The 22,289-nt window shown below is 35.4% G+C and carries 22 protein-coding genes; 17 read left to right on the top strand and 5 right to left on the bottom strand.

Translation table 11 applies throughout. The features are described from left to right. Positions 1–45: 45 nt before the first annotated feature. The 14 genes from PUH65_RS09035 to lipB all read left to right on the top strand — a co-directional run bounded on the left by PUH65_RS09035 (position 46) and on the right by lipB (position 15,306). On the top strand, positions 46–3,216 hold the full coding sequence (locus tag PUH65_RS09035) for an efflux RND transporter permease subunit (RefSeq protein WP_305519666.1): 3,171 nt from the start codon (positions 46–48) through the stop codon (positions 3,214–3,216). A 149-nt stretch (positions 3,217–3,365) separates the two neighbouring features. Continuing rightward, positions 3,366–4,589 carry a TolC family protein gene (locus PUH65_RS09030; protein ID WP_305519665.1) on the top strand — a complete coding sequence of 408 codons (1,224 nt, stop codon included), beginning with the start codon at positions 3,366–3,368 and terminating at the stop codon, positions 4,587–4,589. A gap of 15 nt (positions 4,590–4,604) precedes the next feature. Next, the gene (locus tag PUH65_RS09025) at positions 4,605–5,174 is read left to right on the top strand and encodes a cytochrome b/b6 domain-containing protein (protein WP_305519664.1); all 570 of its coding nucleotides are present in this window, start codon (positions 4,605–4,607) and stop codon (positions 5,172–5,174) included. Positions 5,175–5,190: 16 nt separating this feature from the next. Next, a complete protein-coding gene (locus PUH65_RS09020; RefSeq protein ID WP_305519663.1) occupies positions 5,191–6,315 on the top strand; it encodes an efflux RND transporter periplasmic adaptor subunit in 1,125 nt (374 codons plus the stop codon). A gap of 471 nt (positions 6,316–6,786) precedes the next feature. Continuing rightward, on the top strand, positions 6,787–8,205 hold the full coding sequence (locus tag PUH65_RS09015; protein ID WP_305519662.1) for an anthranilate synthase component I family protein: 1,419 nt from the start codon (positions 6,787–6,789) through the stop codon (positions 8,203–8,205). 12 nt (positions 8,206–8,217) lie between these two features. Continuing rightward, complete coding sequence (locus PUH65_RS09010; protein ID WP_305519661.1) at positions 8,218–8,787, top strand: aminodeoxychorismate/anthranilate synthase component II; 570 nt, start codon at positions 8,218–8,220, stop codon at positions 8,785–8,787. A gap of 74 nt (positions 8,788–8,861) precedes the next feature. Next, on the top strand, positions 8,862–9,848 hold the full coding sequence (trpD, locus tag PUH65_RS09005; protein WP_305519660.1) for an anthranilate phosphoribosyltransferase: 987 nt from the start codon (positions 8,862–8,864) through the stop codon (positions 9,846–9,848). Between the two features lie 2 nt (positions 9,849–9,850). After that, positions 9,851–10,630, top strand: coding sequence for an indole-3-glycerol phosphate synthase TrpC (gene trpC, locus PUH65_RS09000; protein ID WP_305519656.1), 780 nt, complete (start codon positions 9,851–9,853; stop codon positions 10,628–10,630). Positions 10,631–10,646: 16 nt separating this feature from the next. Then, positions 10,647–11,303: a phosphoribosylanthranilate isomerase gene (locus tag PUH65_RS08995; RefSeq protein ID WP_305519654.1), complete on the top strand. Its 657-nt coding sequence runs from the start codon at positions 10,647–10,649 to the stop codon at positions 11,301–11,303. A gap of 50 nt (positions 11,304–11,353) precedes the next feature. Next, on the top strand, positions 11,354–11,557 hold the full coding sequence (locus tag PUH65_RS08990; RefSeq protein WP_305519652.1) for a transposase: 204 nt from the start codon (positions 11,354–11,356) through the stop codon (positions 11,555–11,557). A gap of 354 nt (positions 11,558–11,911) precedes the next feature. Continuing rightward, positions 11,912–13,096: a tryptophan synthase subunit beta gene (gene trpB, locus PUH65_RS08985; RefSeq protein ID WP_305519650.1), complete on the top strand. Its 1,185-nt coding sequence runs from the start codon at positions 11,912–11,914 to the stop codon at positions 13,094–13,096. After that, positions 13,093–13,635 carry a DoxX family protein gene (locus PUH65_RS08980; RefSeq protein WP_305519649.1) on the top strand — a complete coding sequence of 181 codons (543 nt, stop codon included), beginning with the start codon at positions 13,093–13,095 and terminating at the stop codon, positions 13,633–13,635. Before trpB ends, PUH65_RS08980 begins: the two co-directional genes overlap by 4 nt. Next, positions 13,632–14,366: a tryptophan synthase subunit alpha gene (gene trpA, locus PUH65_RS08975; protein WP_305519648.1), complete on the top strand. Its 735-nt coding sequence runs from the start codon at positions 13,632–13,634 to the stop codon at positions 14,364–14,366. Before PUH65_RS08980 ends, trpA begins: the two co-directional genes overlap by 4 nt. Positions 14,367–14,583: 217 nt before the next feature. Beyond that, the gene (lipB, locus tag PUH65_RS08970) at positions 14,584–15,306 is read left to right on the top strand and encodes a lipoyl(octanoyl) transferase LipB (protein WP_305519646.1); all 723 of its coding nucleotides are present in this window, start codon (positions 14,584–14,586) and stop codon (positions 15,304–15,306) included. A 164-nt stretch (positions 15,307–15,470) separates the two neighbouring features. Here the strand turns inward: lipB and PUH65_RS08965 are convergent, their stop codons facing one another. Both PUH65_RS08965 and PUH65_RS08960 read right to left on the bottom strand, forming a co-directional pair. Beyond that, complete coding sequence (locus PUH65_RS08965) at positions 15,471–16,088, bottom strand: peptide deformylase (RefSeq protein ID WP_305519645.1); 618 nt, start codon at positions 16,086–16,088, stop codon at positions 15,471–15,473. 3 nt (positions 16,089–16,091) lie between these two features. Beyond that, entirely contained in the window at positions 16,092–16,385 is a 294-nt protein-coding gene (locus PUH65_RS08960; protein WP_305519644.1) for a putative quinol monooxygenase, read from the bottom strand. A 129-nt stretch (positions 16,386–16,514) separates the two neighbouring features. Here PUH65_RS08960 and PUH65_RS08955 point away from each other — a divergent pair, with 129 nt between their 5' ends. Beyond that, positions 16,515–17,858 (top strand): dihydrolipoamide acetyltransferase family protein, encoded by a 1,344-nt coding sequence (locus tag PUH65_RS08955; RefSeq protein WP_305519643.1) that lies wholly within the window; start codon positions 16,515–16,517, stop codon positions 17,856–17,858. Between the two features lie 312 nt (positions 17,859–18,170). After that, entirely contained in the window at positions 18,171–18,641 is a 471-nt protein-coding gene (locus tag PUH65_RS08950; protein WP_305519642.1) for a GNAT family N-acetyltransferase, read from the top strand. A 52-nt stretch (positions 18,642–18,693) separates the two neighbouring features. Here the strand turns inward: PUH65_RS08950 and PUH65_RS08945 are convergent, their stop codons facing one another. The 3 genes from PUH65_RS08945 to PUH65_RS08935 all read right to left on the bottom strand — a co-directional run bounded on the left by PUH65_RS08945 (position 18,694) and on the right by PUH65_RS08935 (position 21,130). Continuing rightward, complete coding sequence (locus PUH65_RS08945; RefSeq protein ID WP_305519641.1) at positions 18,694–19,077, bottom strand: hypothetical protein; 384 nt, start codon at positions 19,075–19,077, stop codon at positions 18,694–18,696. A 154-nt stretch (positions 19,078–19,231) separates the two neighbouring features. After that, positions 19,232–19,681 (bottom strand): GAF domain-containing protein, encoded by a 450-nt coding sequence (locus PUH65_RS08940; RefSeq protein WP_305519640.1) that lies wholly within the window; start codon positions 19,679–19,681, stop codon positions 19,232–19,234. A gap of 12 nt (positions 19,682–19,693) precedes the next feature. Next, positions 19,694–21,130 carry a TonB-dependent receptor gene (locus PUH65_RS08935; RefSeq protein ID WP_305519639.1) on the bottom strand — a complete coding sequence of 479 codons (1,437 nt, stop codon included), beginning with the start codon at positions 21,128–21,130 and terminating at the stop codon, positions 19,694–19,696. A gap of 337 nt (positions 21,131–21,467) precedes the next feature. Here PUH65_RS08935 and PUH65_RS08930 point away from each other — a divergent pair, with 337 nt between their 5' ends. Next, the gene (locus PUH65_RS08930) at positions 21,468–22,235 is read left to right on the top strand and encodes an MBL fold metallo-hydrolase (RefSeq protein WP_305519638.1); all 768 of its coding nucleotides are present in this window, start codon (positions 21,468–21,470) and stop codon (positions 22,233–22,235) included. The last annotated feature ends 54 nt before the right edge of the window (positions 22,236–22,289 follow it).

The raw sequence follows: 22,289 nt of genomic DNA, 5'->3' as shown, positions 1-22,289 counted from the left end.
ATGTTGTCAGTGTATCATGCGCTGGCAACTTTTTAAAGAAAAAATATGCTTAATAAAATAATAGAATTTTCCATAAAAAATAAACTGATCATCATTTTAATGACGCTTGGTTTAATTATTTATGGATTGTTTGAACTCAGAAATCTACCTATTGATGCGGTTCCTGATATCACTGATAATCAGGTTCAAATCATCACCGTTTCGCCAAGTTTGGGTGCGCCGGATGTCGAACGGTTTATTACTTTTCCTTTAGAACAGATCAATTATAATATTCAGGGAATTAAGGAAATGCGAAGTTTCTCGCGTTTTGGTTTATCGGTGATTACGATTGTCTTTCATGACGATATCGATTTAATGTCGGCTCGTCAACAAGTTGCAGAACGGCTTCAACAAGTCTCGAAAGATATTCCTGTAAGTTTAGGAGTTCCGCAAATGGCGCCAATTTCCACGGGTTTAGGGGAAATTTACCAATATGTTGTCCGTCCGAAAAAAGGCTACGAGCATCGATACAATCCCATGGAACTCCGAACCATTCAGGATTGGATTGTTCGCCGACAATTACTCGGAACGCCCGGAGTTGCTGATGTTGCCAGTTTTGGTGGCTATTTAAAACAATATGAAGTTGCCGTAAATCCCGCCATTTTAAAATCGATGGGCGTTACGATCACCGAAGTTTTTGATGCCTTACAAAAGAACAATCAAAATACCGGTGGTGCTTATATTGAAAAAGGCCCCAGCGTTTTATTTATCAGAACAGAAGGTTTGATGAATCAAATTCCGGATATTGAAAATACGGTCGTCAAAAATCTGGCTGATGGAACGCCAATTCTCATTAAAAACATCGGTAAAGTTCAATACGGAAAAGCCATCCGTTACGGTGCGATGACCTACAACGGCGACGGCGAAGTTGCCGGTGCCGTCGTAATGATGATGAAAGGCGCAAACTCCAATGAAGTCATTAAAGACGTAAAAACCAGGATTGAAGAAATTCAAAAAACGCTGCCGGAAGGAGTGAAAATCGATGCGTTTCTGGACCGAACCAAAATGGTGAATAATGCCATTAGTACGGTAGGTAAAAACTTATTGGAGGGGGCGCTAATCGTCATATTTGTCTTGGTTTTATTTCTTGGAAATTTCCGTGCTGGACTTCTTGTTGCGTCGGTTATTCCTTTGGCAATGCTTTTCGCCATTATCATGATGAATATTTTCGGTGTTTCCGGAAACTTAATGAGTTTAGGAGCGCTGGATTTTGGATTGATTGTCGATGGAGCGGTCATAATTGTGGAAGCGATTCTGCATCGGTTCAAGCATTTGACCAAGTTTCAGGACAAGAAAATTTCCCAGGAATTTATGGATCGCGAAGTGTATACTTCGTCCAGTACCATGATGAACTCTGCGGTTTTCGGTCAGATCATAATTCTGATTGTGTACCTGCCGATTTTGACTTTACAGGGAATTGAAGGAAAGATGTTTAAACCGATGGCACAAACCGTCATCTTTGCTTTGCTTGGAGCATTTATCCTTTCTCTGACGTACATTCCAATGATGAGTTCTTTGTTTTTATCTAAAAAGATAGATTTAAAGAAAAACTTTTCAGATAGAATGATGGAAAAGTTTGAAGCCTTTTATCACCGTACTTTAAATCTGGTTTTAAAGGTTCCAAATCTGGTTTTCTTTAGTGTGGTCGGTATGTTTTTCATCTCTTTATTCGTAATGTCGAGATTGGGTGGCGAATTTATTCCCTCGCTGCCGGAAGGAGATTTTGCTGTTGATACGAGAGTTTTACCAGGAAGTAATCTTAAAACATCAACTGATGCAGTCCAGAAATCTTCTAAAATATTAATGAAGAAATTCCCGGAAATCGAAAAGATTGTCGGGAAAACCGGAAGCAGTGAAATCCCAACCGATCCAATGCCAATAGATGCAAGTGATATGATGATCATCTTAAAACCTCGCAAAGAATGGACATCTGCTACAACTTATAATGAGTTATCGGAAAAGATGTCCGCCGAATTAAAGAAAAATCTGGTCGGCGTAACGTATTCTTTCCAATATCCTGTCGCTATGCGTTTTAACGAACTCATGACGGGAGCAAGACAAGATGTTGTTTGTAAAATTTACGGTGAAGATCTCGATACTTTAAAAGTGTATGCCGAAAAATTAGGTGAGATTTCTAAGAAAATTGATGGCGCTCAAAATATTTACGTAGAACCAATTTCCGGAATGCCGCAAATCGTGATTTCCTACAAAAGAGAAGCGCTTTCGCAGTTCGGATTAAATGTTGAAGACGTCAACAATATCGTCAACACTGCATTTGCGGGACAATCAACCGGTTCTGTTTTCGAAGGCGAGAAGAAATTTGATTTGGTTGTTCGTTTAGATGGCGAACAAAGAAAAAATGTAGATGACGTCAACAATCTTTTAATTTCAACACCTTTAGGAACTGAAATTCCGTTGAGCACCGTGGCTTCCGTGGAACTCAAAGAAAGCGTCAATCAAATCCAAAGGGAAAATGCTCAGCGAAGAATTATCGTCGGCTTCAATGTCAGAAATCGTGATATTCAGTCGACCGTAGAAGATTTACAGAAAGTGGTTGAAAAAGATTTCAAACTTCCACCCGGATATTCAATTTCTTACGGAGGAACTTTTGAAAACCTTCAACATGCGAAATCCCGTTTGATGATCGCGGTTCCAATCAGTTTACTGCTGATCTTACTCATGCTATATTTCGCCTTTAATTCCGTGAAATATGGTTTGCTCATTTTCTCTGCAATTCCACTTTCTATGATTGGCGGCATTATGTCGCTTTGGATCCGTGGAATGAATTTCAGTATTTCCGCCGGCGTCGGTTTCATCGCACTTTTCGGAGTTGCCGTACTCAATGGAATCGTTTTAATCGCCGAATTTAACCGTCAGAAATTACATCATTCCGATTTAAAAGACGTCGTAAAAATTGGTGGAAGAACAAGATTGCGTCCGGTTTTAATGACCGCTTTAGTCGCCTCACTCGGCTTTTTACCGATGGCTTTAAGTCAAGGCGAAGGCGCAGAAGTTCAAAGACCTTTAGCAACAGTCGTCATCGGCGGATTGCTCTTGGCCACGTTCCTCACGCTCTATTTGTTGCCCCTAATTTACATTTGGTTCGAAGAACATTTCCCGGACCGACGTAAAAAAATTGTAGAAATAAGTGCCGAAGAAGATGGTTACGATGAATAAAATAATTATTTGGGCAGACAATTCCGCCTTCCGCTCCCGCTTTTTTTATTGCTGGCTTCGACAAGCTCAGCCACCAATAAAAAAGAGCTCCGCTCAAGTCGGGCTGCAGATTTTCGCTAAATCAAGAGACTTTAATTAAATTTAAAAAGATGAAACAACTTATAAAAATAATAACAGCATTTTCAGTTTTGATTGCAATTCAACAGAAAGCACAAACACCGATTTCCCTGGAATCGGCCTATGAAAAAGCCTTTAAAAATAATCTCAATTTAAAAAACGGACAACTTCGAATCGATTATCAGGACAAGATCAAAAAATCTGCTGCCGTAATCGATCCGCTCAATGTTTCCGGAGAAATCGGGCAATTTGTTTCCGCTTACACGGATACTAAGTTTTCAGTGAATCAAACTTTCAGATTACCTGGTTTTTACAACAGTCAGAAACAGGTTTTAATGGAAGAATGGAAAAACTCCATGCTGAATTTAGATGTTCAAAAATGGCAATTGAAAAGAGAAATTGCTTTGATTTACAATGAACTCAATTATCAGACTGAAAAAGAAAAATTGCTGTTGAGAGCCGATTCCATTTATACCAATTATTACAAACGCGCCGAACTTCGACTGAAAAAAGGAGAAAGCAATATTCTGGAAAAAACCACGGCAGAAAATTACAGAAGTCAGGCAGAAATTCAGTTGGCAAATTTGAAGAAAGACCGTGAAGTTTCCCTTTATCAGTTCAATTATTTGATCAATGATGAAACAATGTATTCAAACGAAAATTCAAATTTCTATGAAATAAATGGTCCGAATCAAGATATAAATTACGCTGGAAATCCCATCGTTTTAAAACAATTGGAACAGCAGAAAGCAATAGAAGTGGCCAAACTAAATGCAGAGAAATCCAAACTTTTGCCGACGTTCAATATTGGGTATAATAATTCCAGCATGTACGGAACTGGCGCAGATGATCAGTTTTATGAAAGATCAGCACGTTTTCATTCCGGCATGATTGGCGTGGGAATTCCACTTTTTAACGGAGCGCAGAAATCATTAATTGAAGGTCAGAAAATCAACCAACTCATTGCAGAAAACAACTATGAACTCGGTTCTAAAAATCTAAAAAATCAACATGCAACACTTTTCGGTGAGTATGAAAAACTAAAAAGTGAAACTGATTATTACAAATCCAAAGGTTTAAAAAATGCAGAGACCATTATGAAAACTGCAAACCGATTGTATTATGAAGGTGAAATCAACTATTTGGAATGGTCTATTTTAATCAACCAAAGTTTAGACATTCAAAACAAACTCATCGACACGCAAAAATTGCTGAATGAGAAAATAATTCAGTTAAATAATTTAACGCAACAATAATTTAAAATAAACAAAATGAAAACATATACCGTCCTTCACCGCGTCCTTCACTGGATTTTTGCACTGGGAATTCTGGTTTTATTTACCACCGGATTTCTCCGAATTGTGTGGATGAGCAAAGCCGTAATTTCTGAGGCTATGAATAAAAATGCACAAATTCAAAGTTTAAATCTAGACAAACAAAGTCTTCGAACCATCGTTCATTCCATTCAGGATCCTATGTTTCAATGGCATGTTTACGCTGCTTATGTCATTACTTTTGCCTTTATAGCCAGAATAATTTACATGATCGTCAAAGGAATTAGATTTCCGAATCCTTTCCTAAAAACAACTTCTGCTAAAGAGAAATTTCAAGGTTTTATCTACGTCGGATTTTACGTTTTAATAGCCGTTCAAATAATTACTGGTAGTATTTTAAAATTTGAGATCGGCTCAGAATCACTTTCCAATCTAGCAGAAACTACTCATAAACTCGCTGTTTACTGGATGCCGATTTTCGTTCTTTTACACTTCGGCGGAATTGCCATTTCTGAAAATACAAATCGAAAAGGAATCACCTCAAAAATGATCGGTGGTGAATCTTAATAACAAAATTTTTAAAATGAAAAAAGTACTTTTAATATTTTTAAGCCTCATGATTTTTTCCTGTTCCAAAGAAGAAGTGGTTCAGGAAGAAATCGGCACCGTCGTTGGAGATCAGGTTTCTTTAACCGATTTACAAATCAAAAATTCGGGCGTTGAAACTAGCACTTTAAATAACCTCGATATTGCGCATAAAATTATGCTCACCGGACAGATCGATGTTCCGCCGCAAGGAATGGCAAGTGTTTCCGCACCAAGCGGCGGTTACGTGCGAGTCTCGATATTTATGCCTGGAAATTATGTTTCTAAAGGACAGACTTTAGCAACTTTAGAAAATCCCGAATTGGTGCAATTGCAGCAGGATTATCTCTTGGCAAAATCGAATTTACAATACGCACAACAGGATTATTCGCGCCAGAAAGATTTAAACGAGAACAAAGCCAGTTCTGATAAGGTGACTCAAAAAGCCTTTAACGAAAGCCAAAATCAAAATATAATGATGAAAGGAATGGCGCAGAAATTAAGTGCAATGGGAATTAATCCTGGTTCTTTAAACGCCAATAATATTCGCCGATCCTTTGCCGTAACTTCGCCAATTTCAGGATATATTTCTACCGTAAATGTAAATATCGGACAATACGTTTCGCCGATGGATAAAATGTTCGATATCGTCAATACTGGTGATTTACATTTGGCTTTAAAGGTTTTTGAAAAGGATTTAAGTAAGATTAAAGTAGGTCAGAAAGTTTTCGCTTTTACCAATCAAAATCCTACAAAAAAATATGAAGCCCGCGTCTTTATCATCGGTAAAGATTTCTCCGCTGACCGAAGTGTTTTGATTCATTGTCATTTTGTCGATAACAGTTTGCAATTACTTCCGGGAACTTTTATGAACGCAGAAATGGAAGCCGATTCGGAAGAAGGCATCGTAATTCCCGATGACGCCATCGTAACTTGGGAAGAAAAACAATACATTTTTGAAGAAGTTAAACCCAAAACCTACAAAATGTTTCCCGTAGAAATAGGAAATGCTGAAAATGGTTTTACAGAACTTTTAAACTTTAAAGATGAAAATAGAAGTAAAAAGTTTGTGACCAAAGGCGCTTATCAATTATTAATGGCGCTGAAAAATGTAGAAGAGTAAATAACTGTGTAATTTTTATTAAACCGCAAAAGAGACAAAAGTTTTACGTTAAAATGAATCAAAAGTTTACAAAAGTCACATGAAATAACGACTTTACCATTTTGCACTCTTTTGAAAACCTTTTTAATTTATATGTCTTTTGCTACTTTTGCGGTTACAAAAGAAGGATTTGAATTGTTAGATAATTACTAATTATTTTAAAAATTACTTGCAGATAAAAAAAACATTTATATATTTGCTCCAATGAAATGCGGATAAAATATTTCTTCAGTAGAATATTGACCGTTCCATTTGACAATAAAAAAAACATTTCTATACAAATGAAAACAAGAACAAACATTACTTGGTGGCATCATTCAAACTTCAAAAGGGTCTGAAGCAAATCTTGTATTCTGTTTGTAAAAACATATAAAAAGACTTTGACGTGACTCGTTAAGGTCTTTTTTTTTTATCTAAATTTTAAAAAATATCATGGAATTTAATCAAACTGTTAACATCAAAACAACCATCAAATCGGTGATGAGCGATCTTTTCACGCCGGTCGGAATTTACCTTCGACTTCGTGATAAATTTCGTGATACAATTTTGCTGGAAAGTGCCGGAAATCAAAATACCGATAACAACTTTTCTTTTATCGCCATCAATGCAGTTGCGGGAATCGAAATCCGAAATTTTGAGGAAGCAGAAACTAAATTTCCTCTTGGAAATCCACAAAAGATCGCTTTAAAAAAAGAAAAGTTAAGTGAATTACTCAATGATTTTACCAAATGTTTTGTTTGCGAAGAACCATCTAAAGAAATCGGGAAATCGGCGCAGGGATTTTTCGGATATACGAGTTATGATGCGATTCCGTTTTTTGAAAATATAAAATTTAAAGAACTTTCAGAGGAAAATAAAATTCCATTATTGCGTTATCGCCTTTATCAATACGTGATTGCAATCAACCATTATAACGATGAAATGTTCATCATCGAAAATAAGATTGATGGACTAAAATCGAATACCATCGAAATCGAAAATTTGATCAACCAGAAAAACGCTCCCATTTTTCCATTTAAAATTACCGATTATGAAACTTCAAATTTAAAAGATGAAGAATATCGCGAATTAGTGGAAACTGCAAAGAAACACTGTTTCCGTGGTGATGTTTTTCAACTGGTTTTGAGCAGAAGATTCGAACAGAAATTTAATGGAGATGAATTTAATGTTTATCGTGCTTTGCGACATATTAATCCTTCGCCTTATTTATTTTATTTCGATTACGGAGATTATAAATTAATGGGTTCAAGCCCTGAAAGTCAATTGATTATTAAAAATGGAAAAGCCATTATTCACCCGATTGCCGGAACTTTTAAAAGAACAGGAGAAGTTCAAAAAGATTTAGATGCTGCCGAAGAATTAAAGAAAGATGCGAAAGAAATTGCAGAACACACGATGTTGGTTGATTTGGCAAGAAATGATCTAAGCATTTGTGGAAAAAATACCACAGTGACGAAATTAAAAGAAGTCCAGTTTTTTTCTCACGTCATTCATTTGGTAAGCGAAGTTACGGCCGAAGTTTCTGAAAATCAAAATCCTTATGAAATGATTGCCACCACTTTTCCGCAGGGAACTTTGAGTGGTGCGCCTAAATATAAAGCCATGGAATTAATTGATTCTTACGAAAAAACTTCGCGCTCCTTTTATGGAGGTTGTATCGGTTTTGTCGGTTTCGATGGAAGTTGTAATCAGGCGATTATGATCCGAACTTTTTTAAGTAAAAACAACACGCTTTATTATCAAGCCGGCGCTGGAATCGTGGCGAAATCTACGGCAGAAAATGAATTGCAGGAAGTCAATAATAAACTGAATGCGCTGAAAATGGCCGTTAAAAAAGCAACTTCAATTTAAGAAAATACAATTATGAAAATATTAGTCTTCGATAATTACGACAGTTTTACGTACAATTTGGTTCAAATGATTGAGCAAATTAGCGGTGAAAAAGTAGATGTTTTTCGCAATGATCAAATCACTTTAGAGGAAATCGAAAAGTATGATAAAATTGTGCTTTCTCCAGGTCCAGGAATTCCGAGTGAAGCGGGAATTTTAATTGAACTGATTGAAAAATATGCGCCAACGAAATCGATTTTAGGAGTTTGTCTTGGTCAGCAGGCGATTGCAGAAGCCTTTGGCGGAAGTTTAATTAATCTAACGGAGATTTATCACGGTGTTGCAACGAATGCTCGAACCATCAAAAAAGATGCTCGACTTTTAAGAGATTTACCCGAAAATTTGGAAGTTGGAAGATATCACAGTTGGGCCGTAAATCCTGAAGACTTCCCGGCCGAATTGGAAATTACTTCAGTTGATGAGAACGGCATGATCATGTCGCTTCAACATAAAAATTACGATGTTCAGGCCGTTCAATATCATCCGGAAAGTATCTTAACACCACACGGCAAAAAGATTATCCAAAATTTTTTAAAGAACTAAAGCCACGAAGTGGCGATATCAATAGCATAGGGTGAAGCCCTATGAAAATATGATAACACGAAAACATAAAAAAGATGAAAGAAATATTACAATATTTATTCGACCACCAAACTCTGAGCAAAGCCCAAGCGAAATCTATTTTATTAGAAATTTCAAAGAATATTTTTAATGAAATTGAAGTGACTTCTTTCGTTACCGTTTTCCTAATGCGAAGCATTACGCTCGCAGAATTGGAAGGTTTTACAGAAGCATTGCAACAACTCGCACCAAAAATCGATTTGGGAACCGATGATTTGGTGGACATTGTTGGAACCGGTGGCGATGGAAAAAACACTTTTAATATATCAACTTTGGCGAGTTTTGTCGTAGCCGGAACTGGACAAAAAGTTGCGAAGCATGGAAATTACGCAGCCTCAACAATTAGCGGAGCATCTAATGTGTTGGAAACTTTAGGTTATCGATTTAGAGAATCGGAAGCCGAGTTGAAAAACGATTTGGAAAAAGGAAATTTCTGCTACTTACACGCACCGATTTTCCACACTTCCTTGAAATCAATCGCACCGATGCGTAAAAATTTAGGTTTAAAAACTTTTTTCAATATGTTGGGACCTTTGATTAATCCAGCGCAACCAAAATATACCATGATTGGTGTGGCAAATTTAGAAATTGCACGGATTTACCAATATTTATTGCAGAAGAAAAATGCTGATTTTTTGCTGGTAAATGCTTTGGATGGCTATGACGAAATAAGTTTGACCAGCGATACGAAAATCATAGATAAATACGGAGAGAAGATTTATTCAGCCGAAGAATTGAAGTTTAGAAATATCGAAGCAGAAACTATTTTTGGCGGAACTAGTATTGAAGAAGCAGCGCAAATATTTAAAACCATTTTAGAAGGAAAAGGAACGTACGAACAAAACGCTGTTGTTTTAGCCAATGCAGCGATGGCTTTGAAGAATACGGAGAAATATGGTGATTATGAGAATTGCTTAATGATGGCTAAAGAAAGTTTAATGGATGGAAAAGCCCTGAATTGTCTAAATGTTTTAATTGATTAAAAATGAATATTCTCGATAAAATAATTGAACAAAAAAAGCAGGAAGTTGCGGAAGCGAAAAAGAATATTTCTTTAACGGAATTAAAAGATGCACCACTTTTTGACCGAAAAACTTTTTCTTTAAAAAAATCAGTGAAATCGGGTAGTGGAATTATTGCTGAATTTAAAAGACAATCTCCCAGTAAAGGAATCATCAATGATCAAGTAGATGTTTTAGACGTTGCAAAATCATACCAAAAATTTGGAGCGAGTGCCATTTCAATTTTGACTGATTCAGAATTCTTTGGAGGAAAATTAGGAGATATTTTGAAAGTAAGAGATGAAATTTCTATTCCAATTTTGCGGAAGGATTTTATGATTGATGAATACCAGTTTTACGAAGCGAAAGCGAATGGAGCAGATGTTATTTTATTAATTGCGGCCTGTCTTTCTCCAAACCAAGTTCAGGAATTTACAGAATTATCTCACGAATTAGGATTGGAAGTTTTATTGGAAATTCATACCGAAGAAGAATTAAAATATTTTAATAAAGAAATTGATTTGGTCGGAATTAATAATCGAAATCTAAAAGATTTCAAAGTTGATTTACAACATTCTGTTAATTTAAAAAACCTTTTGCCAACAGAAGTTCTGGCCGTTGCAGAAAGTGGAATTTATTCTGTAGAAGACTTTAAATTTCTAAAAGAAAAAGGATTTGATGGGTTTTTGATGGGCGAGTATTTTATGCGAGATGAAAATCCGGGAAGTACTTTTGAAGAGTTTGTTTTTAATGTATCAATCTAATTTTAATAATTTACGAATGGATTCTAATTTAAAATTAAAAGTTTGCGGTTTAGCAAAACTAGATCAAATTGAAGAATTAGTTTCTTTAAAGACAGATTTTTTAGGCTTTATTTTTTATAAAAAATCTCCTAGATATGTTTTGGATTCTTTGACTTTAGAAGAAATAAAAGCAATCAAACATAGCGGAAAGGTCGGAGTTTTTGTTAACGAAAGTGCAGAAAAAATTAGAGAAATTTCTGAAAAAGCAAACCTCAATTTTATCCAACTTCACGGCGATGAAAATGATGATTTTATCACCGAATTAAAAATAGAATTAGACCCGGAAATTAAAATCATCAAAGTTTTCAGAATAGGAACTGATTTAGGAAATTTAAAATTTAAAATCCAAAATTTAAAATCTGAAGTCGATTATTTTCTTTTCGATACCGATTCAAAATCGTTTGGCGGAACAGGAAATTCTTTCGACTGGCAAATTTTAAATGATTTAGAAATCAACAAACCGTATTTTTTAAGTGGAGGAATCTCAGAAGACAATATTATAAATATTAAATTATTAAAGCAGAAACCTTTTGCTTTAGATATCAATTCAAAATTTGAACTGGAACCAGGAAATAAAGATATTGGAAAAATTCTTAAGTTTAAAAATGCATTAAGTCGCAAAGTGACGCGTTAACAAAGAATAGGATGAAATCCTATTAATGTTGAAATCAAAAAAACACAACCATGCCACAATCATTAGTCAAAAATTACGTCCATATCGTTTTCATCACAAAGCACAGAAATGATTTTATCGATGAAAAAATAGAAAATGAATTGTGCAAATACATTGCGACCATTTGCAAGGATTTCGAAAGTACAGCAATTCAAATTGGAGGAACAGATAATCATATCCAATTTTATGTTTGCTTTCAAGAAAAATTGCGTTGATGAAATTGGTTCAGGAAGTTAAGGCGCATTCTTCCAAATGGATAAAAACAAAAGTTAGTAAATATGAACATTTTTTTTGACAAGACGGTTACGGTGGATTTTCTGTTTGTAGAAGCAATCTGGAAATTGTTAAGAACTACATCGTGAATCAGAGAAAACATCATGAGGGATTAAATTTCAAGAATGAATTTGTAGAAATGTTAATTGAAAATAATGTGGAATATGATGAAAAATATCTTTGGGATTAATGTGACATGCATTAATAGGATTTCATCCCATATTGCTATCAAATAGGATTTTATCCTATCCTTTGTTAAATCGCCACTTGGTGGCTTGAAAAATTAAATATATAATATGAAAACATATAGAAACCCAGATGAAAATGGTTATTACGGCGAATTCGGTGGAGCGTTTGTGCCAGAAATGTTATATCCAAATGTAGAGGAACTTCAACATAATTATTTAGAAATAATTGATTCGGAAGAGTTCCAAGAGGAATATCAAGATCTGTTGAAAAATTACGTTGGTCGTGCAACTCCGTTATATTATGCAAAGAATTTGAGCGAAAAATATCAAACGCAAGTTTATCTGAAAAGAGAAGATTTGAATCATACTGGCGCGCATAAAATTAACAATGCTTTAGGTCAAGCGTTGCTCGCTAAAAAATTAGGAAAACACAGAATTATTGCAGAAACTGGTGCTGGTCAACATGGCGTTGCAACTGCGACTGTGTGTGCTCTGCTCGGTTTAGAATGTATTATTTATATGGGCGAAGTTGATATCGCTCGTCAAGCACCAAATGTTGGTAGAATGAAAATGTTAGGCGCGATCGTTATTCCAGCAACTTCGGGTTCTAAAACTTTAAAAGATGCGGTGAATGAAGCCTTGAGAGATTGGATTAATAATGCCACAACCACTCATTATATCATTGGAAGTGTGGTTGGTCCACATCCTTTTCCGGATTTGGTAGCGCGGTTTCAAAGTGTAATTTCGGAAGAAATAAAATGGCAGTTGAGGGAAAAGATTGGACGCGAAAACCCTGATGTGGTTATTGCTTGTGTTGGTGGCGGAAGTAATGCTGCCGGAACTTTCTACCATTTTGTTGATGAACCAACCGTGAAGATTATCGCTGCTGAAGCCGGCGGTTTCGGTTTGGATTCTGGCAAATCCGCGGCGACGACTTTCTTGGGAACATTGGGAGTTTTGCATGGAAGTAAAAGTTTGGTCATGCAAACCGAAGATGGACAAGTTATTGAACCGCATTCGATTTCTGCTGGACTGGATTATCCTGGAATTGGACCAATGCATGCGAATTTATTTAAAGAAAATAGAGCAGAGTTTTTCAGCATTACTGATGACGAAGCGTTGAAATCTGCTTTTGAATTGACTCAAATCGAAGGAATTATTCCGGCGTTGGAATCTGCGCATGCTTTGGCGGTTTTGGAAAAGAAAACCTTTGGGAAGGATGAAGTTGTCGTGATTTGTTTAAGTGGAAGAGGCGACAAGGATATGGAAACTTATTTGAAACATTTAGAATGAAAATTACAAAAATTGAAATTTTTAATATCTTCGAATGGATAGCAGTTTACATTGTAGCTGTGTATATGATCATTTATGGTGTCTCAAAACCAATCCAATTCGGAGATTTTCAGTCTTACAAAGAACCCATCAATACAATGGATCCAATGTCTTTGATGTGGGCATTTTATTCCTATTCAAAACCTTATGTTATCATCATTGGAATATTCGAAGTTTTAGGAGCGGTGTTATTGATGATTCCGAGAACAAGAATACTTGGTGGATTTGTTTTAAGTTCAATTTTAATCAACATTATTCTTCAGGATTATTCTTTTAAAGTTCATGTACGAGCATTAGTAAATGCTATTTTATTTCAAGTATTAATTTTAATAATTCTGTTCAAACATCGTTTCAAAATTCTGGATGCTTTCAAAATTTTAAGAGGTAAGTTTATCTTTAAAATTAGATGGATTTATATTCCGATTGGCATTGTGATGATTGCTGTTATTGAATTATTAATGTTTAGTATCAACTATTTAATTAAATTTTTAAACCCATGAAAAAACTCAATATATATTTCACTGCGGGAATTCCAAAGTTGAAAGACACGACTGAAATTTTAAAATTAATCCAAAATTCTGGTGCAGATTATATCGAAATTGGAATGCCATATTCTGATCCGGTTGCTGATGGACCTGTAATTCAGAAAGCACACGAAATCGCTTTGAAAAACGGAATGACCATCGCCGAACTTTTTGGACAACTGAAATGGGTAAAGTCAGAAATGAAAATTCCGATTATTTTGATGGGCTACATTAATCCAGTTTTAAGTTTTGGATTTGAGAAATTCTGCGAGGAATGTAAGGATTCCGGAGTTTCGGGATTGATTATTCCTGATTTGCCACCGGTGGAATTTGAAAAGAATTATCGTTCAATTTTAAAAAAATACAATCTGAATTTTATCTTTTTAGTAACGCCGGAAACTTCTGATGAAAGAATAAAATATTTAGATTCTTTAAGTTCAGGATTTTTATATGCCGTTTCAAGTTCTTCTACAACGGGGAATGAGGCGAAAGAAATCAATAATGAAGAATATCTGAATCGACTAGCGAATTTACGTTTGAAAAATCCGGTGATGATTGGGTTTGGAATTAAAAATAAATCTGATTTTGATAAGGTTACCGAAAAAGCAGATGGTGGAATTATCGGAACTGCTTTCGTTAATATTTTGCTTAATAATGATGACTGGGCAAAAAAAGGAGAAAATTTTATTCGTAGCATAATAAATTAATTTTATAAATTTGCCAAGGAAAAAACAAAGGACCTTCTTTCTTAATTTTAGAAATAAGAGGTGAAAGAAGCAGAATCTCGCAATAGGGATAGAAGTGGAAATCCCAGAGTAGAGGCGCGAGCGAAGCGAGCGCCGAAATGAGGAATTGCAACGGATAGCCCGACCCAAGCGGCTGGAAAAGTTTCGCATAGGGGATTGCCCAAAAAAGTAAAATAAAATGATAAGCACACAGAATAGAACTTTGCAGTTTCAGGAATTAGGGTTGATGGATTATGAACCGGCTTTTGAATTTCAGGAAAAATTGATGAAGGAAATTATCGATTTGAAATTGGCGAATCGCAACCGAACTGACGATGAACAGGTAGAAACTCGGAATTATTTATTGTTTGTGGAGCATCCGCATGTTTACACGATTGGGAAATCCGGGGACGAGCATAATATGCTGGCGAATGCGAAAAAGTTGGAGGAAATTAATGCGACTTATGTGAAGACGAATCGCGGTGGAGATATTACGTATCACGGTTTCGGGCAGATTGTGGGTTATCCGATTTTGGATTTGGATAATTTTAAATCTGACATTCATCTGTATATGCGAAATTTGGAGGAAGTGATTATTCGCACGATTGCAGAATATGGTTTGAAAGGGGAAAGAAGTGAAGGCGAAACTGGAGTTTGGCTGGATGTTGGAAAACCTTATGCGCGTAAGATTTGTGCGATGGGCGTGAAGACTTCAAAGTGGGTGACCATGCATGGTTTTGCGTTGAATGTGAATACTGATTTGCGTTATTTTGAATATATTATTGCGTGCGGAATTAAAGATAAAGGTGTGACTTCTTTGCAAAGAGAATTGGAACGCAAATTCTCTGAAGAGGAAATGGCTGAAGTGAAAGAGAAGATTAAAAAACATTTCTGTGACGTTTTTGAAGCGCATATTTTTTAAGAATTTTTCTCACAGATTGCACGGATTCTCACAGATTTAATGATAATTGAAAATCACCTCGCAAAAGGTGATTTTTTTATTTGTAAAATTCAACTAATATAGCAATTACAGAAAATAGTTAGAACGAATCTGTGTAAATCCGTTAAATCTGTGCGCAAAAAAAATCACTTTACTTCCTTGTAGAACTCCACTTTTTCGAAAGTCTTTATTTTCTGATTCTCAATTTTATCAGAAATTAAAATCCCAGAGAGATGATCGATTTCGTGCTGCAGAATAACCGCCGTAAAACCTTCCACAATTTCAGTGTGTTTCTTTCCATTTAAATCAAAATATTCTAACTGAATAACCTGACTTCTGTAAAAGTTATCTCTGAAAACCTCGATGGATAAATCACCTTCCGGACCGAAATTCAAAACTTCTGAACGCCAGAGAATTTTAGGGTTGATAAAATATTCCAAAGGTTTTCCTTCTTTATCAAACCTTTTTGCCCAAATGATATTTCGATTAATTCCAACTTGTGGTGCTGCGATTCCAACTCCGCTTCCCGTGGAAAGAAGGGCAAGTTTCATTCGGTTGACCAAAATCTTCGTGTATTTATCTTTTGGATTTGCATCCATCGATTGATCAAGTAAAACTCGATGCTGCAAGGAATCAGATGTTTGAAAAATAGGCAAGGCTGAATCGATATTCCCTTCCGTAATTCTTGAAATTTCTGATTTTGTATATTTTTGAGAAAAGGCAAAGACAGAAAATAAGACCAATAATAAGGAAACCTTCTTCATGATTTAGAAAGTTTTGTATCCTTTATAAACCTGTGCAGATTTCTCTAACATCGATGCCGATTGATTTCTGAAATTCATCAAATGATCTGTGCCATTGTGTTGGTGGTGATGTTCGTCACTTTCCCAAAGTTCAACTATAAAGAATACGCCTTTGTTGGTATTGTCTTCGATCAAGTCGTACTGTAAACAACCTTCTTCTTTTCGGGTTTCAAAAACTAATTTTTTCAGTAATTCCAAAGCGTCCATTAAATCACTTTCTTTGAATTGGAATAGGGCTACGATATGCAGGTTTTTCATTAAGATAAATATTTAGACAAATGTAAAAATAGAAAACTTAATTATTGAAATAAAATCAAAAAAATGCCCTAAAAATTCGTTTTTTCTTAATGGGAAAATTTTTTATCTTTGTGAAAATCGAAATATAAAATGGCAGAATATAAATTACTACTTCCATCGATGGGAGAGGGCGTGATGGAAGCGACGATTATCAGTTGGATGTTCAATGAAGGAGATTCCGTAAAGGAAGATGACTCCGTTGTAGAAATTGCAACCGACAAAGTTGATTCCGATGTTCCGACTCCAGTTTCGGGGAAAATTATTAAAATCCTGAAACAAAAAGATGAAGTTGCAAAGATTGGCGAAGCAATCGCAATTTTAGAAGTTGCCGGCGCTGGTGATGCAGTCGCTGATCAACCTCAAGAACCAAAATCTGCGGAAGAAGTGAGAACTGAAATTCCAAATGTAGATTCCGACGTTGTAAAAGGTTTGGAAGCAGCCATGGAAAGCGCAAAAGTTGCGACCGGTTTCGAAGGTTCCGATTTATACTTATCTCCATTAGTAAAATCGATCGCACAAAACGAAAAAATTTCTGACAACGAATTGCAATCCATTAAAGGAAGTGGTTTAGACGGAAGAATTACCAAAGAAGATATTTTATCATTTGTTGCAAACAGAACTGCTCCTGCAGCGCCACAAGTGATTTCTACGCCTTCAGTTGCGGCAACTCCAAGTCCGGCTCCACAAGCAGCCGCTCCAGTTTCTGCGCCAATGAAATTAAATGAAGGTGACGAAGTAATCCAGATGGACAGAGTTCGCAAAATCATCGCTGATGCAATGGTGAACTCCAAAAGAACCTCTCCACACGTAACTTCTTTCATTGAAACCGATGTTACGAATGTGGTAAAATGGAGAACGAAACATAAAGACTTATTTGAAAAGAGAGAAGGTGAGAAATTAACCTACATGCCGATTTTCGTAAAAGCAATTGTAAAAGCGATTCAGGACTTCCCGATGATCAATGTTTCTGTAGATGGTGATAAAATCATCAAAAAGAAAAACATTAACATCGGAATGGCAACCGCACTTCCAGACGGAAATTTGATTGTTCCTGTTATTAAAAATGCAGATCAACTTTCCCTTTCCGGTTTAGCAAAAGCGATCAACGATTTGGCTTACCGTGCACGTAATAAAAAATTGAGACCGGAAGATACGCAAGGTGCGACTTACACGATTTCTAATGTTGGAGGCTTCGGAAACCTAATGGGTACGCCGATTATTCCACAACCTCAAGTTGCGATTTTAGCAGTTGGCGCGATTGTGAAAAAACCTGCAGTTTTGGAAACAAAAGACGGCGATGTGATTGCAATCCGTAATTTGATGTTCATGTCACATTCTTACGATCACCGTGTAGTAGACGGTTCTTTGGGAGGAATGTTCCTGAAACACGTTCACGATTATCTTCAAAACTGGGATATGAATACTGAAATTTAATTTTCAGAAGACCAAAATATAAAAGCAAACCTTTGAGAATTTCTCAGAGGTTTTTTTTTGGAGCCTAATCCCGCTTTCCGCTATATCTTTTCCTCGTCGTTCCTGCTCAGAAAAGGATGCCGCTGCAATCGGGGCTAGTTAGGACTGGATTTTAAATTAAATTCTCGCGATTTTGTTTAATTATTATTTGCCACGAATGCACGAATAATACTTTTGGTTAATTTAGATTTTTTTAAAGTAAGGAAATTCGTGCATCCGTGGCTTTCTTTCCTCTTTAAAAATCTTAACTTTGAATTCTAAAAATTAAAAGAAATGTTTACGATTAGAAAAGCAACACCAGAAGATACTCCTGTAATTTTTGACCTTATTAAAAAACTTGCCGTTTACGAAAAAATGGAAGATGAAGTTGTGACTTCTGTGGAAGAACTTCAGGAAAATATATTTGTAAAGAAATTCGCACACGTTATTATTGGTGAGGAAGATGGAATTCCGGCTGGATTTGCGCTTTATTTTTACAATTTTTCAACATTTGTAGGAAAACCTGGATTGTATCTTGAAGACCTTTATGTTGAGCCAGAACACCGCGGAAAAGGATATGGCAAAACGTTGCTCATCGAACTTACCAAAATTGCAAAAGCAGAAAACTGTGGCAGAATGGAGTGGTCGGTTCTGAACTGGAATCAACCCGCAATTGACTTCTATGAATCACTTCAAGCAAAACCAATGAATGAATGGACGGTTTATAGATTAGATGGAAAAGGAATCGCTGATTTGGCAGGATAAAGAGCCTAATTTATAGAAGATAAGAACTCTTTGTCTCTGACGTTATCGTAGATTAGTGAGATGAATAATTAGAATTAATAAAAGATAAAATGCTAATTAACAATGTAACTAATTGAATAATAAGATTTTTATCCTTAAACCATAATTTATTATAGTAGTGCATATTAATTAATGAATTGCGGCCTTTTTCATTTAGTTTATAGTTTAGATGATTTTTTTCTGAATTTCGGCAGTGCTCATCAATATTTCTATTAATTACTAAAAACTGTATACTTTCATCTAATTTTTTTTCTGAAATGCCTAAAGTTTCTTTTAAATAATTAAATGAAAGAGATTGACTTAAAGTTTGTAGAATAGTATCTTTATGTAAATCGCCGTTGTTATAATAAACTTTGTTAAGTTCTTTCAAAAGATTGTGATTGTTTAAATGATTCATGATATAATTATTTGCCACGAATTTAATTAAAGTAATTGCTTTTTTATGGTTTGCTTAGATTTACCAGTATTTTGTCTACTTTATATATAAAACTTTACTTAATAAAAAAACGCGAAATTTATATTTCGCGTTTTTTTAAATAAAGTTTATTTGATTACATAATCTTAGCAACCTCTTCACACAGCCATTCTAACATCTCACGATCTTCATCAGTGAAAGGATCTACTTTGTGAGAGTCAATATCGATTTGTCCGATATTCTGACCGTCTTTCATAATAGGAACTACGATTTCTGCTTTGGTGTCAATGGAACAACTTAAGTAATTGTCTTGTTCATGAACATCCGGAACTACAAAGGTTTCATTAGACACAGCAACCTGACCACAAATTCCTTTCCCATAAGGAATAATGGTATGATCCGTCGGAGCACCAACGTAAGGTCCCAAAATCAATTCTTCTTTGTCTCCATTTTTAAAGTAGAAACCCGTCCAGTTGAAATAGGAAATCTCCTGATCCAATAAAGCACAAATTTTTTGAAGTTTCTCTTCTTTATTATGTTTTGGGCTTTCTAAAATAATAGAAAGACGTTTTTTTATTTCTGACATTTTATGGTTTTATTAAATAAATTCTTTAAGTATGAGTTCTTCTTTATAACCGAACATTCCGCGCTCTTTAATTAAATCTGCAACACCTTCCGGAACTTCTTTTTCCCAACCTGGAACATGATTGGCGATTTTATCTAGGATAATTCTGGAGTAAATTTCAGAATAATCTGGATTGTAATTTTGAATATCGACAATCCTTTTATTGAGTTTAAAGTATTTGTATAATTCTTTTAAACTGTCTTTAACTTTTAAATTATTCGCAGTCAATAATTCGTGAGTTTCGGGATCTTTGTATGGGTAAAGGTAAACGCGCATGCCTTTTCTGAAGAATTTACCAAATGCTTCCAAGATTCCACCTGAAAGATTTTCGTAATAGTTTTCATCAAATACATCAAGCATATTGTTTACACCCATTGCCACGCCGATTTTACCATTAGTATACGGTGCGAAATAATCGATCAGTCGATAGTATTCTGAGAAGTTAGAAATAATGACGGTGTAACCAAGTTTTCCTAAAACATCAACCCGATCCAGGAAATCTCTTTCATCGATATCTCCGGCTGCTCTTAAATTCGCGATGGTGATTTCAAATAAAACCTCGGTTTCTTCTTCGCTACAACCCCAGTCTTTTTTAAACATATTGAGACCTTTCTCAAACATGTCAATATTGACCAAAGTCACCGGTCGGAAACTTCCTCTTACTGCAAATATGTTTTTTTTGTAAAGAATATCGGCAGGCAGCATATTGTTTCCTTCTGCATTGAAAATAACCGCATCAGTCATCCCATTTTTCACCAGTTGTAAACTCATCAATCGGTTATCAACATATGAGAAAGCGGGACCACTGAAATCGATCATATCAATTTCTAAATTGTCTTTCGAAATATCATCTAAAAGAGAATTGATCATTCTCCGCGGATTATCAGAGTAATTAAAAGCACCGTAAATCAAATTGACTCCTAAACTTCCCAATGTTTCCTGCTGTAAGGTGGCATCGTTTTCATTGAATTTTACGTGAAGGACAATCTCGTTATAATCGTCTTTTTCATCCAATTGAAATCTCAAACCTACCCAACCATGGCCTTTCATCGTTTTATCGAAATTGATGGTGGTAACGGTATTCGCGTAGGAGAAAAACTTTCTACCCGGGCAAGTTTCACGCGATACGCGTTCCTCAATTAAAGAAACTTCATACCGCAACATTTTGCGTAAACGGTTTTGGGTAACATATCTGTTTTTGGCTTCTTTTCCGTAGATCGCATCAGAAAAGTCTTTGTCGTACGCCGACATCGCTTTTGCAATCGTTTGGGAAGCACCTCCAGCACGGAAGAAATAACGAACTGTTTCCTGACCTGCTCCAATTTCGGCAAACGTACCGTAAATGTTTTGGTCAAGATTAATCGCTAAGGCTTTTTGTTTGGGTGTTAATTTTTGGGGAATCACTGGCAATCCTAATTTTTTGGTAAAAATACAAATTATTCAAGTAATAATTCTAATTTTCACTCAAATGCTTATAGATAGGACAATTCTAATTTTAAAAATTTCAATCGACAGTATCACAAACGATCTAAATTACGGATTATTTATCTTTTTAAAATTTTGACACCAAAATGAGAGGTGAAAATTTCCGTTCTGTTGCATTTATGCTAGCATCAGCTTTCAATTTATGTTTATGAAAACAAAATTGTCCAAATTTTAGCATAAATAGTAGTGGCTCCGAAAGTAGAGACATTTCATAATCACTAAATTTTGTAATTTTACCAGAATTAAACCGACCTCAAAAAAAATGAAGTTGAAATTTTTAGGAAGTGGAACATCTCAGGGAGTTCCTGTGATTGCCTGCCATTGCGAGGTTTGTACCTCATTAAATCCAAAAGACAGGCGTTTTCGTTCGTCGGCTTTGGTGACTACCGATTCTGGTAAAAAAATTCTGATTGATTGTGGACCCGATTTCCGGATGCAAATGCTTGAAAACAGAGAAGAACAGATCGATGCGGTATTATTAACACATGAGCACAACGATCATGTCATCGGTTTGGATGATATGCGTCCGTTGATTTTTCGCAATAAAAAAAATATAGAAATTTACTGTATGAAAAGGGTGGGGGATGAAATAAAATCCAGATTCCCTTATGCTTTCGCAGATGTAAAATATCCTGGTGCGCCTTCCTTTGATTTACATGAAATTCAAAACAGATCTTTCGAAATATTAGGAACGGATATTAGTCCAATTGAAGTTTTGCATCATCGGCTTCCTATTTTTGGATATAAAATTAAGGATCTTGCTTACATTACCGATGCCAGTTTCATTACTAATGAAGAAAAAGAAAAATTAAAAAACCTGGACTTTTTGATTGTAAACTGCATCAGAAAAGAAGATATACATCCCGCTCATTTTATCTTACCACAGGTAATAGACCTCTTTGAAGAACTAAAACCAAAGAAAATGTACCTCACTCATATCTCTCATCATATGGGTTTACATGATGATACAGAGATGGAACTTCCTGATAATATGTTTCTTGCATATGATGGGTTAGAAATTGACTTTTAAATATTGAAAATATCCGAAAATAATTTTTCTGAAATAAAAAATAATTCTATATTT

Origin of the sequence: Kaistella sp. SH40-3 (assembly GCF_030686865.1) — a bacterium.
In the GTDB taxonomy this organism is placed as follows: Bacteria; Bacteroidota; Bacteroidia; order Flavobacteriales; family Weeksellaceae; genus Kaistella.
This window is presented reverse-complemented; position numbering and strand designations above follow the sequence as displayed.

Bases quoted from the DNA above. Each gene is read 5' to 3' on its own strand.
- PUH65_RS09025 (WP_305519664.1), top strand. From the start codon at position 4,605: ATGAAAACATATACCGTCCTTCACCGCGTCCTTCACTGGATTTTTGCA.
- PUH65_RS09015 (WP_305519662.1), top strand. From the start codon at position 6,787: ATGGAATTTAATCAAACTGTTAACATCAAAACAACCATCAAATCGGTG.
- PUH65_RS08960 (WP_305519644.1), bottom strand. From the start codon at position 16,385: ATGAAAAACCTGCATATCGTAGCCCTATTCCAATTCAAAGAAAGTGAT.
- PUH65_RS09035 (WP_305519666.1), top strand. From the start codon at position 46: ATGCTTAATAAAATAATAGAATTTTCCATAAAAAATAAACTGATCATC.
- trpA (WP_305519648.1), top strand. From the start codon at position 13,632: ATGAAAAAACTCAATATATATTTCACTGCGGGAATTCCAAAGTTGAAA.
- PUH65_RS08995 (WP_305519654.1), top strand. From the start codon at position 10,647: ATGGATTCTAATTTAAAATTAAAAGTTTGCGGTTTAGCAAAACTAGAT.
- PUH65_RS08965 (WP_305519645.1), bottom strand. From the start codon at position 16,088: ATGAAGAAGGTTTCCTTATTATTGGTCTTATTTTCTGTCTTTGCCTTT.
- PUH65_RS09010 (WP_305519661.1), top strand. From the start codon at position 8,218: ATGAAAATATTAGTCTTCGATAATTACGACAGTTTTACGTACAATTTG.
- PUH65_RS08955 (WP_305519643.1), top strand. From the start codon at position 16,515: ATGGCAGAATATAAATTACTACTTCCATCGATGGGAGAGGGCGTGATG.
- trpB (WP_305519650.1), top strand. From the start codon at position 11,912: ATGAAAACATATAGAAACCCAGATGAAAATGGTTATTACGGCGAATTC.
- PUH65_RS09020 (WP_305519663.1), top strand. From the start codon at position 5,191: ATGAAAAAAGTACTTTTAATATTTTTAAGCCTCATGATTTTTTCCTGT.
- PUH65_RS09030 (WP_305519665.1), top strand. From the start codon at position 3,366: ATGAAACAACTTATAAAAATAATAACAGCATTTTCAGTTTTGATTGCA.
- PUH65_RS08945 (WP_305519641.1), bottom strand. From the start codon at position 19,077: ATGAATCATTTAAACAATCACAATCTTTTGAAAGAACTTAACAAAGTT.
- PUH65_RS08990 (WP_305519652.1), top strand. From the start codon at position 11,354: ATGCCACAATCATTAGTCAAAAATTACGTCCATATCGTTTTCATCACA.
- PUH65_RS08940 (WP_305519640.1), bottom strand. From the start codon at position 19,681: ATGTCAGAAATAAAAAAACGTCTTTCTATTATTTTAGAAAGCCCAAAA.
- PUH65_RS08930 (WP_305519638.1), top strand. From the start codon at position 21,468: ATGAAGTTGAAATTTTTAGGAAGTGGAACATCTCAGGGAGTTCCTGTG.
- trpD (WP_305519660.1), top strand. From the start codon at position 8,862: ATGAAAGAAATATTACAATATTTATTCGACCACCAAACTCTGAGCAAA.
- PUH65_RS08950 (WP_305519642.1), top strand. From the start codon at position 18,171: ATGTTTACGATTAGAAAAGCAACACCAGAAGATACTCCTGTAATTTTT.
- PUH65_RS08980 (WP_305519649.1), top strand. From the start codon at position 13,093: ATGAAAATTACAAAAATTGAAATTTTTAATATCTTCGAATGGATAGCA.
- lipB (WP_305519646.1), top strand. From the start codon at position 14,584: ATGATAAGCACACAGAATAGAACTTTGCAGTTTCAGGAATTAGGGTTG.
- trpC (WP_305519656.1), top strand. From the start codon at position 9,851: ATGAATATTCTCGATAAAATAATTGAACAAAAAAAGCAGGAAGTTGCG.